The sequence below is a fragment of the Alcanivorax sp. 97CO-5 genome, from assembly GCF_000524665.1.
Taxonomy (GTDB): domain Bacteria; phylum Pseudomonadota; class Gammaproteobacteria; order Pseudomonadales; family Alcanivoracaceae; genus Alcanivorax; species Alcanivorax borkumensis.
Map to the genome: position 1 here is coordinate 57,280 of NZ_KI965879.1, position 16,417 is coordinate 73,696.

Below are 16,417 nucleotides of genomic sequence, written 5' to 3' on the forward strand. Positions count from 1 at the left end.
ATAAAGATGGCATCGAGGCTACGCCCTCTCCACAAGGAACCTCAATGACCAAAATAGACCACCGGGCGTGGATCTAGTCATTTCCAGGTCAACACAAGTGCGAGGGAATACGAAATCGATTACATAGCCAATGCTATAGCGAGCACTATGTACCTCCCTGCCCCCTGTTAGGCTTGCTCACCAACATGTTGCAAAATTAACGAGGTCAGCCCGTGGGCATTACCGAAATATTCCAGTAGCTCAATCGACAAATCCGGGAAGCGCTGGCGGGCATCCTCCACTTGAGCGGGGATATCCCTGCCTACATGCTTTCCCTTATTAAAGAATAAAGGATACAGCTGCACTGTTTTCACTGGTTGGTGTTCAAGCTGTTGAATCGCTTCGATCAATGAGGGGTTGGCGAGCTCAAGAAAACAGGGCAACACGGCCACATATTCCTGCCCGGCACCGGGGCCAGACTCTGCCACCGTATTCACCAACACACGAAACTCATCATTCGCCGTTTCACTGCGGCTGCCATGGGCCATGATCAATAAAGCTTTGGACATGATCGCTCCTTCGGAGCAGCGGGAAATTGGAAGCTCCACATTGCAAGAATTTCACTGACCTCGGGTATTACCCGCGCTTGATCTTTCAACTTGCAACGCAAAGGCTTGCTCTATAACGATTGCATGGCGGCGGGCCAGCGCCTCACGATCGTCATCGTAGCCGCCACCAATCACCGTTGCTATAGGAATATTCCGACTTCGGCAACGGACGATGACACCCCGGTCTCGATCGGCGATGCCTTGCTCAGAAATATGCAGCCGTCCTAACGGATCATGCTGGAAAATATCCACCCCGGCATCGTAAAGCACCAGATCCGGCTGCTCTGATTTCAGCAATGATTCCAACGTGGAAAATACCGTATCCAGATAATCCTGATCCGTCATCCCCAGCGGCAACTCCACATCCAGATCACTACGCATTTTGCGAACAGGAAAGTTTTTCTCGCAGTGAATGGAACACGTGAAAGCCCGAGGCTCATCTGCCAGCATGGCAGCCGTGCCATCGCCCTGATGCACATCGCAGTCAAACATCAACACCTTATTGACCACGCCCCGATCCAACAATTGGCGGACCGCAAACACCTGATCATTGAAAATACAGAAACCGGAACCGAAATCGTAATGGGCATGATGGGTGCCACCGGCTAGATGGCAGGCAATACCATGTTCTAGTGCCAACTGAGTTGTCATTAGCGTTCCCATAGGCGCAATACAGGATCGCTTCAATAAGGCTTCACTCCAGGGCAACCCCATGCGCCGCAACGCCTTGGCATCCAGCGTACCGTTCACCATGGCCGATACGTACTGCGGGCAGTGAGCCTGACTTAATAGTGCAGCCTTAGCCCGGCCAGGACGGAATTCGTTGTCGACACACGCAATTCTGCGGCGCCGCAAATGAGTATGTAATAGAGAGAATTTCTCCATGGGGAAGCGGTGCTTCCCAGGAAAAGGAAAACTGTATTCGGGGTGATACACAAGCGGCAGCACGGGCGACCTGGCAGGCAGTGGTAGGTCGCCGTATTGTGTCGTTTGAAAGATAAACCGGCAAATAACTCAGGATTCAGCGGAGGCCTTGCCCCCTTCACCCAACACCCGGTACAGAGTGACGCGAGACTGATACTGATTATAAATCAGGTCGAGACTGTTCTGGCGGGCACTGTTAAAGCTGCTTTGTGCACTGAGCACATCAGTAAGTTCAGTTTCTCCTTCCCGATAACGCACCTGCGCCACCCGGTAGGCTTCCTCGGCTTGCCGATATGCCTCTTCACGATACTGTTGTTGCTCAGCCAAGCCCTGCACATTACTCAATGATTGCTCCACTTCCTGCAAGGCCACCAACAGAGTACCGGTATAGCTAGCCACCTGTTCTTCCCAGGCGGCCTTGCTTTGCTCAATCCGAGCATCACGTGCACCACCATCAAACAGCGTTTGCGCCAGTGACACTCCGAGGCTGTACACCGCGTCGCCATTGAATAATGAAGACAATGCACTGCTGGCATAACCACCATTGCCGGTGAGCGAAATAGAGGGCCAGTAGTCCGCCCGGGCGGCGGCCACGGAATAGTCCGCCGCCATCAAGCTGGCCTGAGCCTGAGCAACATCCGGGCGCTGGGCCAGCACCTGATCCGGTAGCCCGGCCTGAATTTCCGGTAATTGCAGGCTACTCAGGGCGCCACCGCCCACCTGGAATGCCTGCGGCATTTCGCCCACTAATACCGCCAGGGCATAGCGGCTCTGGCGAAGTTGATGACGCAGGGAGGGCAGCTGCGCCTCCACATTGGCGACCACCGTTTTCTGCTGAGCCAGATCCTGGGGAGAAACGGCACCGTTCTCTACCTTGGCTTGCACCACATCCAATACTTGCTGGGCCAGCGCCAGATTTTCTTCTGACAGCGCCAGATTATCCTGCAGATACAACACCTGCAGATACATATTCACCACACTGGCAATGACCGTGAGCTGCACGGTATCACGGCTGAACTGACTCGCCAGCAGGGAAGCCCGCGCCACATCACGGCTATTGCGAAGCTGCCCCCACAGGTCCAGCTCGTAACTGGCACTCAGTGAGGCATTGTAGCTATCGGTGCTTCCGCCTTCGCCAAATACACCACTACGACTGCCTCCTGCTCCCAGCCCTATGGTGGGAAACAGTGCTGAACCGATCTGACTCAATTGCGCATCGGCCTGCTCAACTCGCGCCGCCGCCACCAGCAAATCCGTATTGGCCGCCAGCGCCTTTTCCACCAGCTGATCCAGCTCCGCGCTGTTAAATTGTTGCCACCATTGCGGGTGGTTCACCATGGCCTCACTGGCCTGCTGCTGGTTGAGCCATTGCGTTAGCATTCCCTGTTCCGGAGCTTGCAGGCCGGACTGCATGGCACAGCCGGAAAGCAAAACAAATACCATCACCCACAACTGTTTATTGATTGCCTTAATCATTACTGAGCGCCTCCACTGGGTTTAGGCGCGCGGCCTTCAACGCAGGTGCAAAACCAAATAACAAACCGATTCCCGCAGCGCAGACAAAAGACACCACCATGACCGGCACGGAGAACACAATCGCCATGCCAAACAGCATCAATAACCAACCCACCAATACCCCTATCACTACGCCAACAATGCCGCCCAAGGCCGATACCACCACCGACTCGGTAAGAAATTGCTGAAGAATATTGCGCTGTCTTGCCCCGGTAGCCATACGGATACCAATTTCATGGATACGTTCGGTCACACTCACCAACATGATATTCATCACTCCGATTCCGCCGACTAACAAGGAAATGGCGGCAATGGAACCGAGCAGAGCCGTTAAGGTGTTTTGGGTTTCCGACACCATTTCCAGCAGCGAGGCCATGTTGAAAACGCGCACATCCTGCTTGCCATGACGCTGGGTTAACAGCGCCACCGCAGCGGCTTCCGTGGCATCGATTTGCGTCACATCATCCACCGCCACCGTAATAGAGTTAAGATAGTTTTGTCCGAATAAACGCAGGGTTCCGGTGGACAGTGGAACAATGACCACATCATCCTGATCCTCCCCCCGATCACTGGCGCCCTGAGCGCTCATCACACCAATTACTTGAAAAGGAATACTGTCGAGTAACAGGAACTGCCCCAATGGATCACCCTCCGGAAATAGATTCTCTTTTACTGTCTGGCCAATCACAGCCACCGGAGAATAGCTCTTGAGATCCTCCTCCCCGAAAAATATTCCCTGCACAGGCTGCCAATCACGTAGCGATGGAAAATCTTCGCTCACCGCCTGCACACTGGTCGAGATATCCATACCATTGGCCCGGGCAGTCACATTCCCAGAAATTTCCGGTACCGCGATGCTTATATTAGGAAGGGACTCTAACGCTTGCGCATCCGCTGGCACCAAGGTGGCAATCACGCCATCCGCCACTCGTTGCATGCCCCGGTCCGGGCGAACGACTAGAAGATTGGTGCCACGCTCATTGATCTGTGCCACCACATCCTGTTTTGCGCCCTCACCAATCGCTAACATCACCACTACCGCACCAACGCCAATAACAATGCCAAGTAATGTCAGCAGGGTGCGCATCCAATTAGCACGCAAAGAACGCAAAGCCATCACCACAGCTTCCATCACCTCACCAGGATCCGGCATCACGGATTCTTTTGGCGGCGCTGACACTGGTTTGGCACGCTCATGGAGATGATCATGATGTCGCGTATCGCTAATCAGGTTGCCATCATGAATCTCCACTACCCGGTCCGCATGGGCGGCCACCTTGGCGTCATGGGTAATCACAATAACGGTGTGGCCTTGCTCCGCCAGGCTGCGCAGCTGATCCATTACCGCTTCACCACTGGCGCTGTCCAGCGCACCGGTGGGCTCGTCGGCAAGAATCACCTTGCCGCCATTCATCAAGGCCCGAGCAATAGATACCCGCTGCTGCTGCCCCCCGGAAAGTTGGCTCGGACGATTTTCCAGGCGATCTTCAAGACCAAGATCTGTCAGTAACTGCTGCGCTCGCTGTTTGCGCTCTTCTCGGGGCACGCCTGCATAAATAGCCGGTAACGCTACGTTTTCCCAAGCACTGGCGGTGCCAATCAAGTGATAACTCTGGAATACGAACCCAAACATTTCCCGACGCAACCAGGCCAGCTGGTCATGATCCATGGCCGTCACCGGTTGGCCGGAAAAGCGATATTCTCCGTCACTGGGTTGATCCAGGCAGCCAAGAATATGCATCAGGGTAGACTTCCCCGAGCCGGAACTGCCCATAATGGCAAGAAACTCCCCCGCCTCAATGGACAAATCAATGCCGTGCAAGACTTCTACATCTTGATCCCCGGCAGGATAACGCTTGCGAATGTTACACAGTTCAATCAACGGCATTAGAACCGTCCTTGACGTGGCAGACTATCCTTGTTTTTTTTCAACGCAACATTGCTGCTCGCTTGGCTCAGCGTCACAACATCGCCCTCTTCAAGCCCCTCATCAATCACGATACGAACGCGATTGTCGATACCTATTTTCACTGGTTGATCCTGTGGTTCCCCCTTGCTATCCAGCACCTGAACTTTCCACGCCCCTCGCCCCGCTCGCTTTACGGCAGCCATCGGCAAGCTCAGCACATCGCGGGCGGAATTAACCACGAAGAAAACCTGCGCGGTCATCCCCGACATTAACTGACCATTATCGTTAGCCACATCGAACTCAGCGGTGTACAGGACCACATTATTCACCACTTCCGGCGTAGGCAGCACTTGCCGTAGCTCACTGTCGTAGCGCACCGTCTCATTGCCAAGGGTGTTGAAATAAACCGGCATGCCTGCGCTTAGTCGATGAACGTCTGCCTCGGACACTTCCGTGGAAATCGTCATCACGGACAGGTCAGCAATGCGCATCAGTGTCGGGGTAGTCTGGTTAGCGTTAAGCGTCTGGCCTTCACGGGCATCCAAGCTCACAACCGTGCCGCTGCGTGGAGCATAAATTTTCGCATAGCCAAGGGTCGCCTGATCGCCCTCCACACTGGCTTGTTTTTGACGAATCTGTGCTTGCAATACTTTGATCTGGGCACCGGTAATCGCCAAGTTTGACTCGGCACTTTGAAAAGCATCTTCACTGGTAGCATTCGCGTCACGCAAACGCTGCTGACGCTGATATTGAAGCTCAGCCAGATTCAACTCGGCCTGCCGCTGCTCTAACTGAGCACGTAACGCTTCCAGCTCAGCAAGGCCCGCATCTACTTGCGTTTGCTGCACGGAGGCGTCAATTTCAGCCAGCAGCTGCCCCTCCTCCACCGAGTCCCCTACATCCACATACAAATGCGTCAACTGCCCTGAGACCTGCGCACCCACATCCACATAATCTCCCGGCTCCAGGGTGCCCAGCGCGGTGACCAGTTCCTCCACATCACCACGCTCCACCGTGGCTGTTTCCCACTGCGTGGCCGGCGCCGACGAAAAGCCCCAGCGCCAACCGGCGAACAACAGGCATACGATTAAAACAACAACGAAAAGAACCGTTTTCGGGAAACGACGAATCCAGCGAGGCATGGGCAATTCCACAGACCAGTAATGATGGTGAGGAATATAACGGGAAATGTTGCAAGAAATGTGGAGGGAGGAAATTGCGAGTTCAAAGTTAAAAGCGCGAACAGCGCTGTGCCACGCAGCCAAAACAACCCCGTGGCCCCGGGAAAAAGAATCGCGGCACTACCGTTTCTAATGTGGCTCTGCCACCGAGCCACGCTTTTCAAGTTTCAACGTTGAACGTTGAACGTTGAACTAGAGCAACCACTCCATCCCATGGCGGACCTGGTTACGGGCGTTTTCAGTGATGACCTCGCCGTGAGCCAGGCTGAGTTTTTCAAAGGGCCACTCGAGGATTCGGGTCACGCTGGCGCGGGCTTTGCGCCGGTTCAGATACACCAGCCGTAAAACCGGATGCCAGCCCGGTGATTTCCACAGGCCTCCCAGTTTCAAATACCAGCGAGTGAAGCCATGGTCGCATTGATGGAAGTTTTCAATCAGATCGGCGGCAATTAGCGTTTTACTGGAACAATGATAGAACACCGTCTCGTGCAACATGGATCCTTCGATAAACACCAACTCGAAATCATCCCCCCAGTCTGGATGCGGGGTTTGCGAGAGCACCGCATCCAGTGCCAGATCCTTGCGCTTGCTCGCCAGTTTTGCCGGGCCGTGCAGCACGGCCTGGGGGTAACGCTGTTTCACTTCGCCGGCAAACACATGGTGAAAAAGGTTCGGGCAAACGATATGCGCCACTTCACCTAACGCCGCCAGTTCCCCGGCCAACGCATCGTCCACCGGAACCGGGGAGTGCAGCAACAAACCACCCGAAGACAATTTGACCACAGTCATCCGAGCGCCCACATGCAGCCCCATAAAGTGATGGGGAATGGCATAGGCCCAGACATTATTGGCAACCACTTCAAGTAACGGCACAGCTGACTCCTGAACGGGATATGCACTCAGGATACCTGCTTGACCCCGGTGATACAGCCTATTTGCGTAACGGTTCCAGCAAACCTTCCGTGCCGTCCATTTTCAGCATCAGCGCCAGTGCCATCAGCCGGCCTAGCTCACCTTTCGGGAAACCCTTCTTGGTAAACCACAACAGGTATGGCTCGGGCAGATCGATCAATACCCGGCCGGCATATTTCCCGAAGGGCATGGTACGTTCAATCAGGGCAGTCAGATCTTCCTGTTTAAATTCCATAGAGCTCATCTTGATCACAGTGGAGAGGCAGAAAACATAAGCTGCCCAACTCGGTGCAGCCTACCGCCCCACCTTCTCATCGCCAACAATAATAACCATTTGCTCACGACGTACCGCACCCGTGCTCTGCGGCGGACTCGTTCTGCGCCTGACGCAAAATCGACACGGCGCTGTGGGTAAACAGGCCCGCAATGGCCACTGCCACCAGCAGGTCTGGCCAGCGGCTGTCTAGCCATACCACTAGGGTGCCGGAGATCAGCACTGTCAGGTTGGCCAACGCATCATTGCGCGAGCACAGCCAGGCGGATCGAATATTGGCGTCCCCCTGCCGGTGGCGCAGCAATAACAGCGCACTAATCACATTGGCCGACAGCGCCAAACTGGCTACACCCATCATCAGCTCGCCCTGCGGCGCACTGCCCTTCACCAGCGCCCAAATGCTGTTCGCCAGCACGATCACGCCCATCAACAATAACGACACCCCCTTGATACGGGCTGCGCGTACCCGCCAGGCCACCGACTGTCCCAACGCCCACAAGGTTAAACCGTAGGTAGCGGTATCGCCCAGAAAGTCCAGCGCATCGGCCTGCAATGCCCGCGAATCCGCCAGCACTCCAGAGGCCGCTTCCACCACAAACATCACCGCATTAATCGCCAACACGATCCATAGCACTCGTTGGTAATCTGGTGCCGGGTTTCCCACTATCTCGTGATCACAACAACCCATATTGTTTCTCCACTCTCTTTGGGCCCGACATGGCAGTGGCAAACGTCTATTGCTGCCGGTAGCGCCTGCTTGGGCTCCTTGATTTCACTGATTCAGGTTCCATTTAAAAAGCTATAGTAACTACAGGTTCAAGCCCAGTTATCGGCCCATGAGGTAATAATCATGCCAACCCTGTTCTCTATCGGCGCGCTCAGTAACGCCACCGGCTGCAAAGTGGAGACGATTCGCTACTACGAAAAAATCGGATTGATGCCGGAACCGGCACGCAGTGAAGGGGGACAGCGACGCTACCATCAGCGCCACCGGGAACGATTGGCCTTTATTCGTCACAGCCGCGAATTGGGCTTCACCCTGGAAGATATTCGCGAGCTGCTCACCATGAGTGAACAGCATGGCTGTGCCGATGATATTGCCCGCCGCCACCTTGAGACCGTCGAGCAACGAATTCGATCACTCAGCGCCTTGCGCGATGAACTGGGCCGAATGATTAACGAGTGCGAACAAGGGAGGCCTGGCGAATGCCGGGTTATAGAAGTGTTAAGCGATCACCGCAAATGCACCACCGAGCATGGCCACTAGACCCAGTGGCCACCTCCTGGCCCTTCCTGTCTCTTCCCGTTACAAGCGCCTTGGCTGACATTTATACAACACGTTATGCACCCGTTTACCCCATATGGGTGAGGCATATTCCCGGCAGCTTTCTACAATAAACATAGCCGGCTCTTTTGGGGAGCCAACTAGGTCAACAAAGAAGGGAACAAGGGGAAGATAATGAAATGGACCATTGGCATTGCCATATTACTGGCTTCACAGTTTGCTGCCGCAGACTATTACTCCAGCCTGGACGATGACACCTGCTGGGATGCTCGCAACAGTGGTGGCGCCCCCTGCATGGTGGTGCACAACACCAAATGGAGCCAGTACAGCAAAGGGAATTTTATCGTTACCTACCGCAATTCCTGCAACAATCGTATCTACGCCCGTTTCTGCAATGAACGCAAAGACGGCTCTGAAGATTGCGGCGCCTCCGGCATCGGGGCCGGTAAAACCAAGAGTTGGTCTACATCCAACGCCAATGGCCGCTACAGTTACAGATCCATTGGGGTCGAACGGGGCTCCAAGGACTGGGTGTGCAGCGGCAAGGTATCCGGCTGGCACGATTAACATTCAGTGGCTTGTTTTTGGCGCCCGCTATCACGGGCGCCTAACCTAACCAGAGATGGTTATCCCAGCCGCCCCCCGGCAATGCCAGCCACTGCCCCTGCACATCCGCAGTACGGCTATCGAAGTAACGGCATTTGCCCTGCCCCGAGGTCACCGCAAACCCGCCCGGCACTGCCCCCACACCGGCACAATCTGACATCGGCGTATCTAGCAAGGTCTCCCCGCTATCCAGGTCCCAGATAAAGAACCGGTTGCCCCGTGGCGCCGTCATGGCCACTTGCCGTTGCTGGCGATGAATGGCGATGCTGGCGGTGTACTGATCCATCATTGCCAGCTGTGTCTGGCTGACAGGAAACGGTTGATAGGCCTCACCGGGGCGCTTGATGGCCAGCAACGGCACACGGTTATAGGCGGGGCCATGATATTGCTGCCCGGTCACCACCGTGCCGTCGCCAGCCACATCCAGGTGACGAATACTGCTTTGCGTATCCGTGAGAATTTCCTTGCTGATTAGCGCACCGTGACGATCCATGATTACTAGGCTGGAGGTCATGGTCTCCAGGTTCATTTGTTGGCGGCTGAGCCCGTCAGTGCGGATACCGCCGTTACCAATCGCTAGGGATTCGCCATCTGGCATCCAGGCCAGTTCGTGGGGGCCAACACCATGGGTGGACGCTTCGCCGTCATGGACTAGCTGCAAAGCAGCGTGATCCAACCGGTAGCGCCCCAACACGCCACGGCCGGGCTCATTGAGATCGTTTTCGGTGGTGTACAACCATTGGCCCTGCGCATGGAAAACGGCATGCCCATAGAAGTGGCGATACGGCTGGCTATGCAGGGTTTGCAGCAAAGAGCCATCGCGCAGATCCAACAGATAACTTTCCCTTGCTGGCCGGCGCCCCACAAACAAAGCAACAGGCAGGAAAGGATGGCGAGCCACCGCATGGCAGCGTTCGCGCACCGGCGTCGCGAAGGCCCGCTGGCCATTCAAATAATAGCCCATGGCATAGTGCTGGCCGGCATCATCGTTGCGCGCGGAAAGCAGCAGGGGCGATTTGCCCGCCGTACGGGTCCACAGTGACCCGCCACCCAGAGCGGCCACACCGGCCATCGCCGCACCAGCACCCAGCAACTTACGTCGTGTTAGTGGCATAACGCTCCCCGCAAGCTTGCACCGCCCACTGCGACCAAACTTTTAACTATTAACGCGCAACGGACTCTAGTCTCCGTCGTTGGCGTTAAAACCAATCTGGATATTCAGTGCCCGAGCCAGCTCTATCTGCTGCCGATTTTCCAATTGATCCAGCGCGGTATAAAGCGCCGCCAACGTATCCCTGTGGGAGGGGGCCTGCACCAATTCCACCAGCGGCCCAGGCAACGCCTCCATCCGGCTATTCACATCCGCATAGGCCTGATCAATATCACTCACCAAGCCTTCATCGCTCACCAGAGAACGTACCCGCTGCCATACCGCCCACGCGCCTTTTAGTGACGCTTGCAGGTTTTCAATAGATTGCTGGCTACGCCAAGCTTCCGCTTGATAGGGCTGCGCCACGCCTTTATTCAGCCGGCCCATGGGCACACCCAATTTTTTCTTCAGCACGTCCACACCGGTAATCTGCACCCGCAGAATCGCCGCCAGACCATCATCCGCAGTGGCATAGCGCTCGTTGGGAAAATCGCTTAACTGCAACAACATTCCCTCAGGCCCACGCCACAGTTTCAACACCTCTTCAGACAACGCCCATTGGTGGTTCGCAATACCCTTCAGTAACGGACAATAGCGATCACGGCTGGAAGCCAGTGCTATCGATTCATCAAACAGCACAAATTCAAAAGCGGTTAGCCCCTGCACTACCACACTGGCCTTCTCCAGCTGCTCACCGGTGAGTGGGCCGGCCTCGTCTAACAACGCTTCAGTCTGGCGAACCACCAGGTTGCGTTTGTCCGGCCAGAACTGAACCTGCCAGCTACGATTGCCTTCCGACAACGGGCCGATCATCAACGGCTGCAAGTAAGACCACTGTGACTGGGCGTGAAAAAATGCGGCCTTCATCTTTTCCACCGAGGCCTGCGGGTCCGCGCAGTACGCCTCCACACTGTCCATCAGCGCGGCATTGCTGTCGTGCCATTGTTGGTGAGCCGGCAATAACACCTCAGTGGCCAGCTGAACAGTGACCTCCTGCCGTGGGTTGCTACACGCTGCCAGCATCAACACGGACAACGCGACCGCCCCCTGCATAATCAAAGCACGCATGGTGAATCCTCGACCTTAATCGTCGTTATAAAGAGTTCAAGAAAGCCAACAACGCCGCGCGCTGACTAGCATCAAACGCCAACACCGCATCCCGAGACTGAGCCGCCTCACCTTCGTGCCAGAGAATCGCTTCCATTAGATTGCGGGCGCGGCCATCGTGGAGAAACTGAGTATGGCCATTCACTGCCTCCGTGAGGCCGATACCCCACAGCGGCGGGGTACGCCACTCCTGGCCATTAGCCAAAAACTCCGGGCGACCGTCCGCTAAACCCGGCCCCATGTCATGGAGCAACAAATCGGTGTAGGGACGAATCGTCTGGTTGGCCAGCTCCGGCTCCGCGGCTTCGGCTCCGGTGGTGAACACGGCCACATGGCAGCCTTGGCAATTCGCTTGGAAGAACAGGCTTTTACCCGCCAGCACCTGTTTATCGTCTACATTACGGCGGGCCGGCACGGCCAGGTTGCGGGTATAAAACGTGACGTTATCGAGGATGGAATCACTCACCTCCGCGTCGCCGCCGTTGGGCATGGCCAGGCAATCGTGCTGGGCCGGGGAGCAGGAATCGGTGGGCACCAAATGGCTGGTAAGGCCCATGTCATTAGCGAAGGCTTCCGCATTTTGCTGGCGCAAGCTGGGCTGCCCTGCCTTCCAGCCAAAACGTCCCATGGCCGTGGTGTCATTACGGCGATCCCAAACGCGATTTGCCCGGCCACTGATACCGTCACCGTCCGCATCCTCCGGGTCAGCATGGGCTAACAGGTCTGCTTCCGGAATGGCTTCCAGTAACCCCAAACCAATCACCGGCGGGGCAATACGCGCGGAAAACAGCGTGGCAGGATGCATGTCTCCGTACGCCAAGTTACTGAAACTCAGTCGAGGCACACGCAGAGCAACTTGGTAGCCATCTTTAAAAGTGACAATCCGGGTGCGGTAATCCACCCGCACCCGGCCTTCCGGCTCAACCCCGGGAATGGCCGCATCCTGAAATTGCCCGCCATAGGTTGGCTCGGGCATTAACCCACCTTGGGTCAAATCATCTTCTGCTTTAGCAGGCACCGACAACCGCACCAACATGGAAACCGCTTGTTTGGCATCAGGGCCAGGCGGGTGACCTCGGCCATCCTTGATATGACAGTTCTGACAAGCGTTGGTATTGAATAATGGGCCAAGGCCGTCACGAGCATCCGTGGAGGCCGGAGCAATAACCCAAGGGTTCCGGAAAAAGCTGTTGCCCACACTGAAATCCAGCCGCCGAGACGGTGGCAGATTCGCTAGCGGCAGCGAAAACGCATTCTGGTCTGTTTTAGTCACTGTGGCCTTACCCGCAGAAAGCTGCTCACCGGGCTCGGCTTCGGTAAAAGTGGGGCCTTGATCACAAGCCGCCAACAGGGCCGCCAAAGACAGCAAGAAATATCGCAAGGGTGGGTATCCTTCTCTCTTGAGAGCCTAGCTGTGCAGACTCAATACTTGAGTCACGAAGACAATGAGCAAGCTTTCCGCTTTTCGCTGGAATGTACGGCTCCAGCACAGCGCCCGAGATAACGGGCCGGCGGCCGGTGCTTTCAACCCACCGCGGGCCTCATGTCAGAAGCTGTGGTTGGCGGTATCCGGATTCAGTGCCTGAATATTTAGCACCGCTGCGGCCGCCTCAATACTGGTAGTCTGCGCGACCAAGGTATCGATGGCCGCATTCACCGTGGCCGCCCCCTCGCTATTCCCTGGCGCAATCAACTGATCAAAATGAATGCCTTTGTTGGCACTGTCCACCAGCCCCTGCAGCGCCGCGCGGCTAGCCTCCAAGTCGGCTTTCAATTGGTTGTCGATGGCCGGCTTATTGGCGGCCACCAAGTCACTCAAGGAAGGGCCGGTCAAGGTTTCACCGTTCACTCGCCGATACTCGCCCAGATACACATTGCGAATGCCCTTACCATTATAAAAATGCGACGCATGCGTATTGTCACTAAAACAGTCGTGCTCGTCTTCTGGGGAATGGGCCGCAAGTGCCACCTTCATCCGCTCTCCAGCCAACTCGCCCAATGACAGGCTTCCCATGCCAAACAACATCTTGCGAAGGCCGTTCTCCACTGAGTCGGCTTCCAGCTCAGCCCGGTAGTTCTCTTCACCCGGACGCCATTCGTCTACCATCACTTCCAGATCGTTAATCAGCAGATCGGTAACCACCGACAGGTACTCGCGGCGGCGGGCATTATGCCCCCCAGTGGCTTGCGGGCCGGTGGCAAAATCCGTTGCCGGGCGCTCACCGGCACCAGCGTCGGTTCCATTCAAGTCCTGCCCCCACAACAAAAATTCAATAGCATGATAGCCGGTGGCCACATTCACCTCGGAGCCCCCTAGCTCATTCAAACTGGCTAACAACTCTGCGCTCAGGTCCGTCAAATCCAGAGCCTGCTCACCAATCTTCAAGGATTCGCTGGCAATAATATTGGCGCGGGCGCCGGGGTTGCCCATCACCGCGTGATAATCCTCATCCACGTAATCAATCAGGCCCTCATCCAGCGGCCAGGCATTCACCTGTCCTTCCCATTCGTCCACCACCACATTGCCGAACCGAAATACTTCACTCTGCATGTAGGGCACCCGGGCCGCACGCCAAGCATCCCGGGCCGCAGTTAGGCTATCTTCCGTAGGTGCTGCCAGTAACGCATCAATTTGAGTTTTCAACTTGCGAGCTTCGGCAAGCGCATCGGTATAGGTCGCCAACGCCACGTCAGCATAGTGGCTGACCACCTTCTTGCCCTGCGTCTGATCATAGGCCTGCGCAACAACGGCCCCGCTGGACTGCGGTTCATCGCTACAGGCAGAAAAAAACAGGGTGGCCAGTAAAAGGCCGCCGGTGGACAGGCGAGTCAGCATGAAAATTCCCCGAGCAGATCGAATATCACAAGCAAACGCGCCGAGCAGATCGACGCGGAAACAGTCTAGGCATACATAATGCGAATTATTCGCATCTTTTAAAAGGGCTGCGTCCAAAATCTGCACATATCCAGCATTTTTCCGCCACAATTCGTCGAATGCCCCCCAATAAACAAATTGTTTACGGTGAACCCAGTTCACAAAAAGTCTAAAATAGCGCCGCTCTCCGCTCTCTTTTTTAGCTACAGTGCGAGTCGCCCGCCATGACCACCGTTCTACTAATCCTGGTGGCGCTGGGCTTTTTGTCCATCGTCGTCGAAGATATCGTCCATATTGATAAGGCAAAAACCACGCTGTTTTTCGGGTCCTTCGCCTGGCTACTGTTTTTTATTGCCCCCCCGGCTCATCTCAGCCACGACGCGCTGATGAAAAGCCTTAATGACAACCTGCTGGATATTGCCACCCTGTGGTTGTTTCTGATGGCCGCCATGACCTTCGTGGCTTATCTATCCGGCAAGGGCATTATCGACAGCCTGGTCAACAAACTGCTACCCGAGCGCATTAGCGAGCGCAAACTCATGTTGCTCACCGGCGTGTTTGCCTTCCTGTTCTCTTCCATGGCCGACAACATCACCGCCACCCTGGTGTGTATCGCCGTGTTGATGAACCTGAACCTGCCGGTCAAAAAACTAATGCGCTACGTGGTGCTGGTGATATTTTCGGTTAACGCTGGGGGCACCGCGCTGATTACCGGCGATGTCACTACACTGATGATTTTCCTGGCAGGCAAAGTGGAAATTCCGGACCTTCTATTGCTTAGCCTGCCCGCCGCCGGAGCAGTTGCTGCACTAGCATTAATGCTCTCATTAGGGCTCAGTGAAGAAGTGCACATCAAGAAACAAAACAACGTCATCGAACGCGGAGACAAGGTTATCGCGCTGCTGTTCTTCGGCACCATTGTCGGCACCATCGCCGCCAACGTAGCATTCGGAATTCCGCCGGTGCTGTGCTTCCTGTTCGGTCTATCGTTGATGTTCATGGTGGTGCAGTTCCTAAACAAGGACGAGCCAATTCTGGAATATATCCGCAAGATTGAATTCGACACCCTGCTGTTTTTCCTGGGCGTATTGCTGTTGGTAGGTATGCTCAAGGAGCTGGGTATGCTGGCCTACTTCCCCGCGCTTTATGATGTTATGCCACCCGTGGCCGCTAATTTCCTGGTGGGCTTGGCCTCGGCACTATTCGATAACGTGCCGCTGACCGCCGCGCTGCTCAATTCCGGGATAGAAATGAACTTATCCCAATGGCTGTCACTAACCTATTCGGTCGGTGTGGGCGGGTCGCTACTGGTCATTGGCTCCGCCGCCGGGGTGATCGCCATGAGCAAGATCGAAGTGCTCACCTTCGGCAGCTACCTGCGTTACTTCGGCTACCTGTTGGTGGCCTACAGTATCGGCTTTGTCGCGGTGCTGGGGTTGGGGCAGCTGGTTTAGCCACCGCCGGCATGCCGGCTATCGTCCTCGCCGAGCATAGCGAGGGCGATTACCGCAACAAATCAGTTCGCGCCGTAAAGATCATCATCCAATTCTTTCAAATCATTATCGAGCTGTTGCCAATTAGCCTTGCCATCTACGCTACCTGCCCCGGTCAACTCACGGTATTCATCAATACGCTGTTGCAATTCAGTCAACACATCCTCTAGTGCCAGCTGGTGTCGCTCCGCCTCCGTGCTACGATCTGCTTCACCTTGCTTCTCCAATTGATCCAGCTCGCTCTCCAACTCGTCCAGCTTACTTTTAATATCAGCAATCATTTGTTTACCGGTTTCCATAATCAAAACTCCTTTTCAATCGGGGGCTCCAAGCAAAGCCCGTTTCAGAGTGAGCCCATTTGCCGAGCAGGGTCAAGGCTGCCACCAGCCACGGTTCTTACCGCCAGAAAATCTGGCCAACAATGCACGCCTCCTCCGCCACTAAATGGTTATGGTCGCCGTTACCCAACGCTCAACCGACCAGCGCATTATCATCGCCGGCCTTTCCCTATTAGAATGGACGGCTGGCCTATCCGCACGACACTGGGCGGCACTCACAGCCTATGGCTGCGGTCGCCGGGTAGGCCCGTTTCGTTCACC

The 16,417-nt window shown here is 55.5% G+C and carries 16 protein-coding genes; 3 read left to right on the forward strand and 13 right to left on the reverse strand.

The window, feature by feature from the left end; genetic code table 11:
* Positions 1-167: 167 nt before the first annotated feature.
* The 8 genes from Y017_RS03590 to Y017_RS03625 all read right to left on the reverse strand — a co-directional run bounded on the left by Y017_RS03590 (position 168) and on the right by Y017_RS03625 (position 7,990).
* The gene (locus tag Y017_RS03590) at positions 168-548 is read right to left on the reverse strand and encodes a sirohydrochlorin chelatase (protein ID WP_011587548.1); all 381 of its coding nucleotides are present in this window, start codon (positions 546-548) and stop codon (positions 168-170) included.
* A 51-nt stretch (positions 549-599) separates the two neighbouring features.
* Positions 600-1,472, reverse strand: coding sequence for a histone deacetylase (locus Y017_RS03595; RefSeq protein WP_231483373.1), 873 nt, complete (start codon positions 1,470-1,472; stop codon positions 600-602).
* 129 nt (positions 1,473-1,601) lie between these two features.
* On the reverse strand, positions 1,602-2,987 hold the full coding sequence (locus Y017_RS03600) for an efflux transporter outer membrane subunit (protein ID WP_035458979.1): 1,386 nt from the start codon (positions 2,985-2,987) through the stop codon (positions 1,602-1,604).
* Entirely contained in the window at positions 2,980-4,914 is a 1,935-nt protein-coding gene (locus tag Y017_RS03605; RefSeq protein WP_011587545.1) for a MacB family efflux pump subunit, read from the reverse strand. The genes Y017_RS03600 and Y017_RS03605 overlap by 8 nt, the downstream gene beginning before the upstream one ends.
* The gene (locus Y017_RS03610) at positions 4,914-6,077 is read right to left on the reverse strand and encodes an efflux RND transporter periplasmic adaptor subunit (protein ID WP_035458982.1); all 1,164 of its coding nucleotides are present in this window, start codon (positions 6,075-6,077) and stop codon (positions 4,914-4,916) included. Before Y017_RS03610 ends, Y017_RS03605 begins: the two co-directional genes overlap by 1 nt.
* Positions 6,078-6,308: 231 nt before the next feature.
* Positions 6,309-6,989: a DUF4336 domain-containing protein gene (locus tag Y017_RS03615; protein WP_035458984.1), complete on the reverse strand. Its 681-nt coding sequence runs from the start codon at positions 6,987-6,989 to the stop codon at positions 6,309-6,311.
* A gap of 58 nt (positions 6,990-7,047) precedes the next feature.
* Entirely contained in the window at positions 7,048-7,263 is a 216-nt protein-coding gene (locus Y017_RS03620; RefSeq protein ID WP_035458987.1) for a DUF3820 family protein, read from the reverse strand.
* Positions 7,264-7,366: 103 nt separating this feature from the next.
* Positions 7,367-7,990 carry a cation transporter gene (locus tag Y017_RS03625; RefSeq protein ID WP_011587541.1) on the reverse strand — a complete coding sequence of 208 codons (624 nt, stop codon included), beginning with the start codon at positions 7,988-7,990 and terminating at the stop codon, positions 7,367-7,369.
* 171 nt (positions 7,991-8,161) lie between these two features.
* Here Y017_RS03625 and Y017_RS03630 point away from each other — a divergent pair, with 171 nt between their 5' ends.
* Both Y017_RS03630 and Y017_RS03635 read left to right on the forward strand, forming a co-directional pair.
* On the forward strand, positions 8,162-8,569 hold the full coding sequence (locus Y017_RS03630; protein ID WP_035459082.1) for a helix-turn-helix domain-containing protein: 408 nt from the start codon (positions 8,162-8,164) through the stop codon (positions 8,567-8,569).
* A 192-nt stretch (positions 8,570-8,761) separates the two neighbouring features.
* Positions 8,762-9,154, forward strand: a complete 393-nt coding sequence (locus Y017_RS03635; protein WP_011587539.1) for a hypothetical protein — start codon at positions 8,762-8,764, stop codon at positions 9,152-9,154.
* Positions 9,155-9,194: 40 nt separating this feature from the next.
* Here the strand turns inward: Y017_RS03635 and Y017_RS03640 are convergent, their stop codons facing one another.
* From Y017_RS03640 to Y017_RS03655, 4 genes are all read right to left on the reverse strand, one after another.
* Positions 9,195-10,307, reverse strand: a complete 1,113-nt coding sequence (locus tag Y017_RS03640; protein WP_011587538.1) for a DUF1513 domain-containing protein — start codon at positions 10,305-10,307, stop codon at positions 9,195-9,197.
* A gap of 66 nt (positions 10,308-10,373) precedes the next feature.
* Entirely contained in the window at positions 10,374-11,411 is a 1,038-nt protein-coding gene (locus tag Y017_RS03645; RefSeq protein ID WP_011587537.1) for an imelysin family protein, read from the reverse strand.
* 25 nt (positions 11,412-11,436) lie between these two features.
* Positions 11,437-12,831: a di-heme oxidoredictase family protein gene (locus Y017_RS03650; RefSeq protein ID WP_011587536.1), complete on the reverse strand. Its 1,395-nt coding sequence runs from the start codon at positions 12,829-12,831 to the stop codon at positions 11,437-11,439.
* Positions 12,832-12,996: 165 nt separating this feature from the next.
* Complete coding sequence (locus Y017_RS03655) at positions 12,997-14,286, reverse strand: imelysin family protein (RefSeq protein ID WP_011587535.1); 1,290 nt, start codon at positions 14,284-14,286, stop codon at positions 12,997-12,999.
* 263 nt (positions 14,287-14,549) lie between these two features.
* Here Y017_RS03655 and nhaD point away from each other — a divergent pair, with 263 nt between their 5' ends.
* Positions 14,550-15,779 carry a sodium:proton antiporter NhaD gene (gene nhaD, locus Y017_RS03660; RefSeq protein ID WP_035458991.1) on the forward strand — a complete coding sequence of 410 codons (1,230 nt, stop codon included), beginning with the start codon at positions 14,550-14,552 and terminating at the stop codon, positions 15,777-15,779.
* A gap of 62 nt (positions 15,780-15,841) precedes the next feature.
* Here nhaD and Y017_RS03665 read toward each other — a convergent pair whose 3' ends face one another.
* Entirely contained in the window at positions 15,842-16,117 is a 276-nt protein-coding gene (locus Y017_RS03665; RefSeq protein ID WP_231483374.1) for a hypothetical protein, read from the reverse strand.
* Positions 16,118-16,417 lie beyond the last annotated feature (300 nt).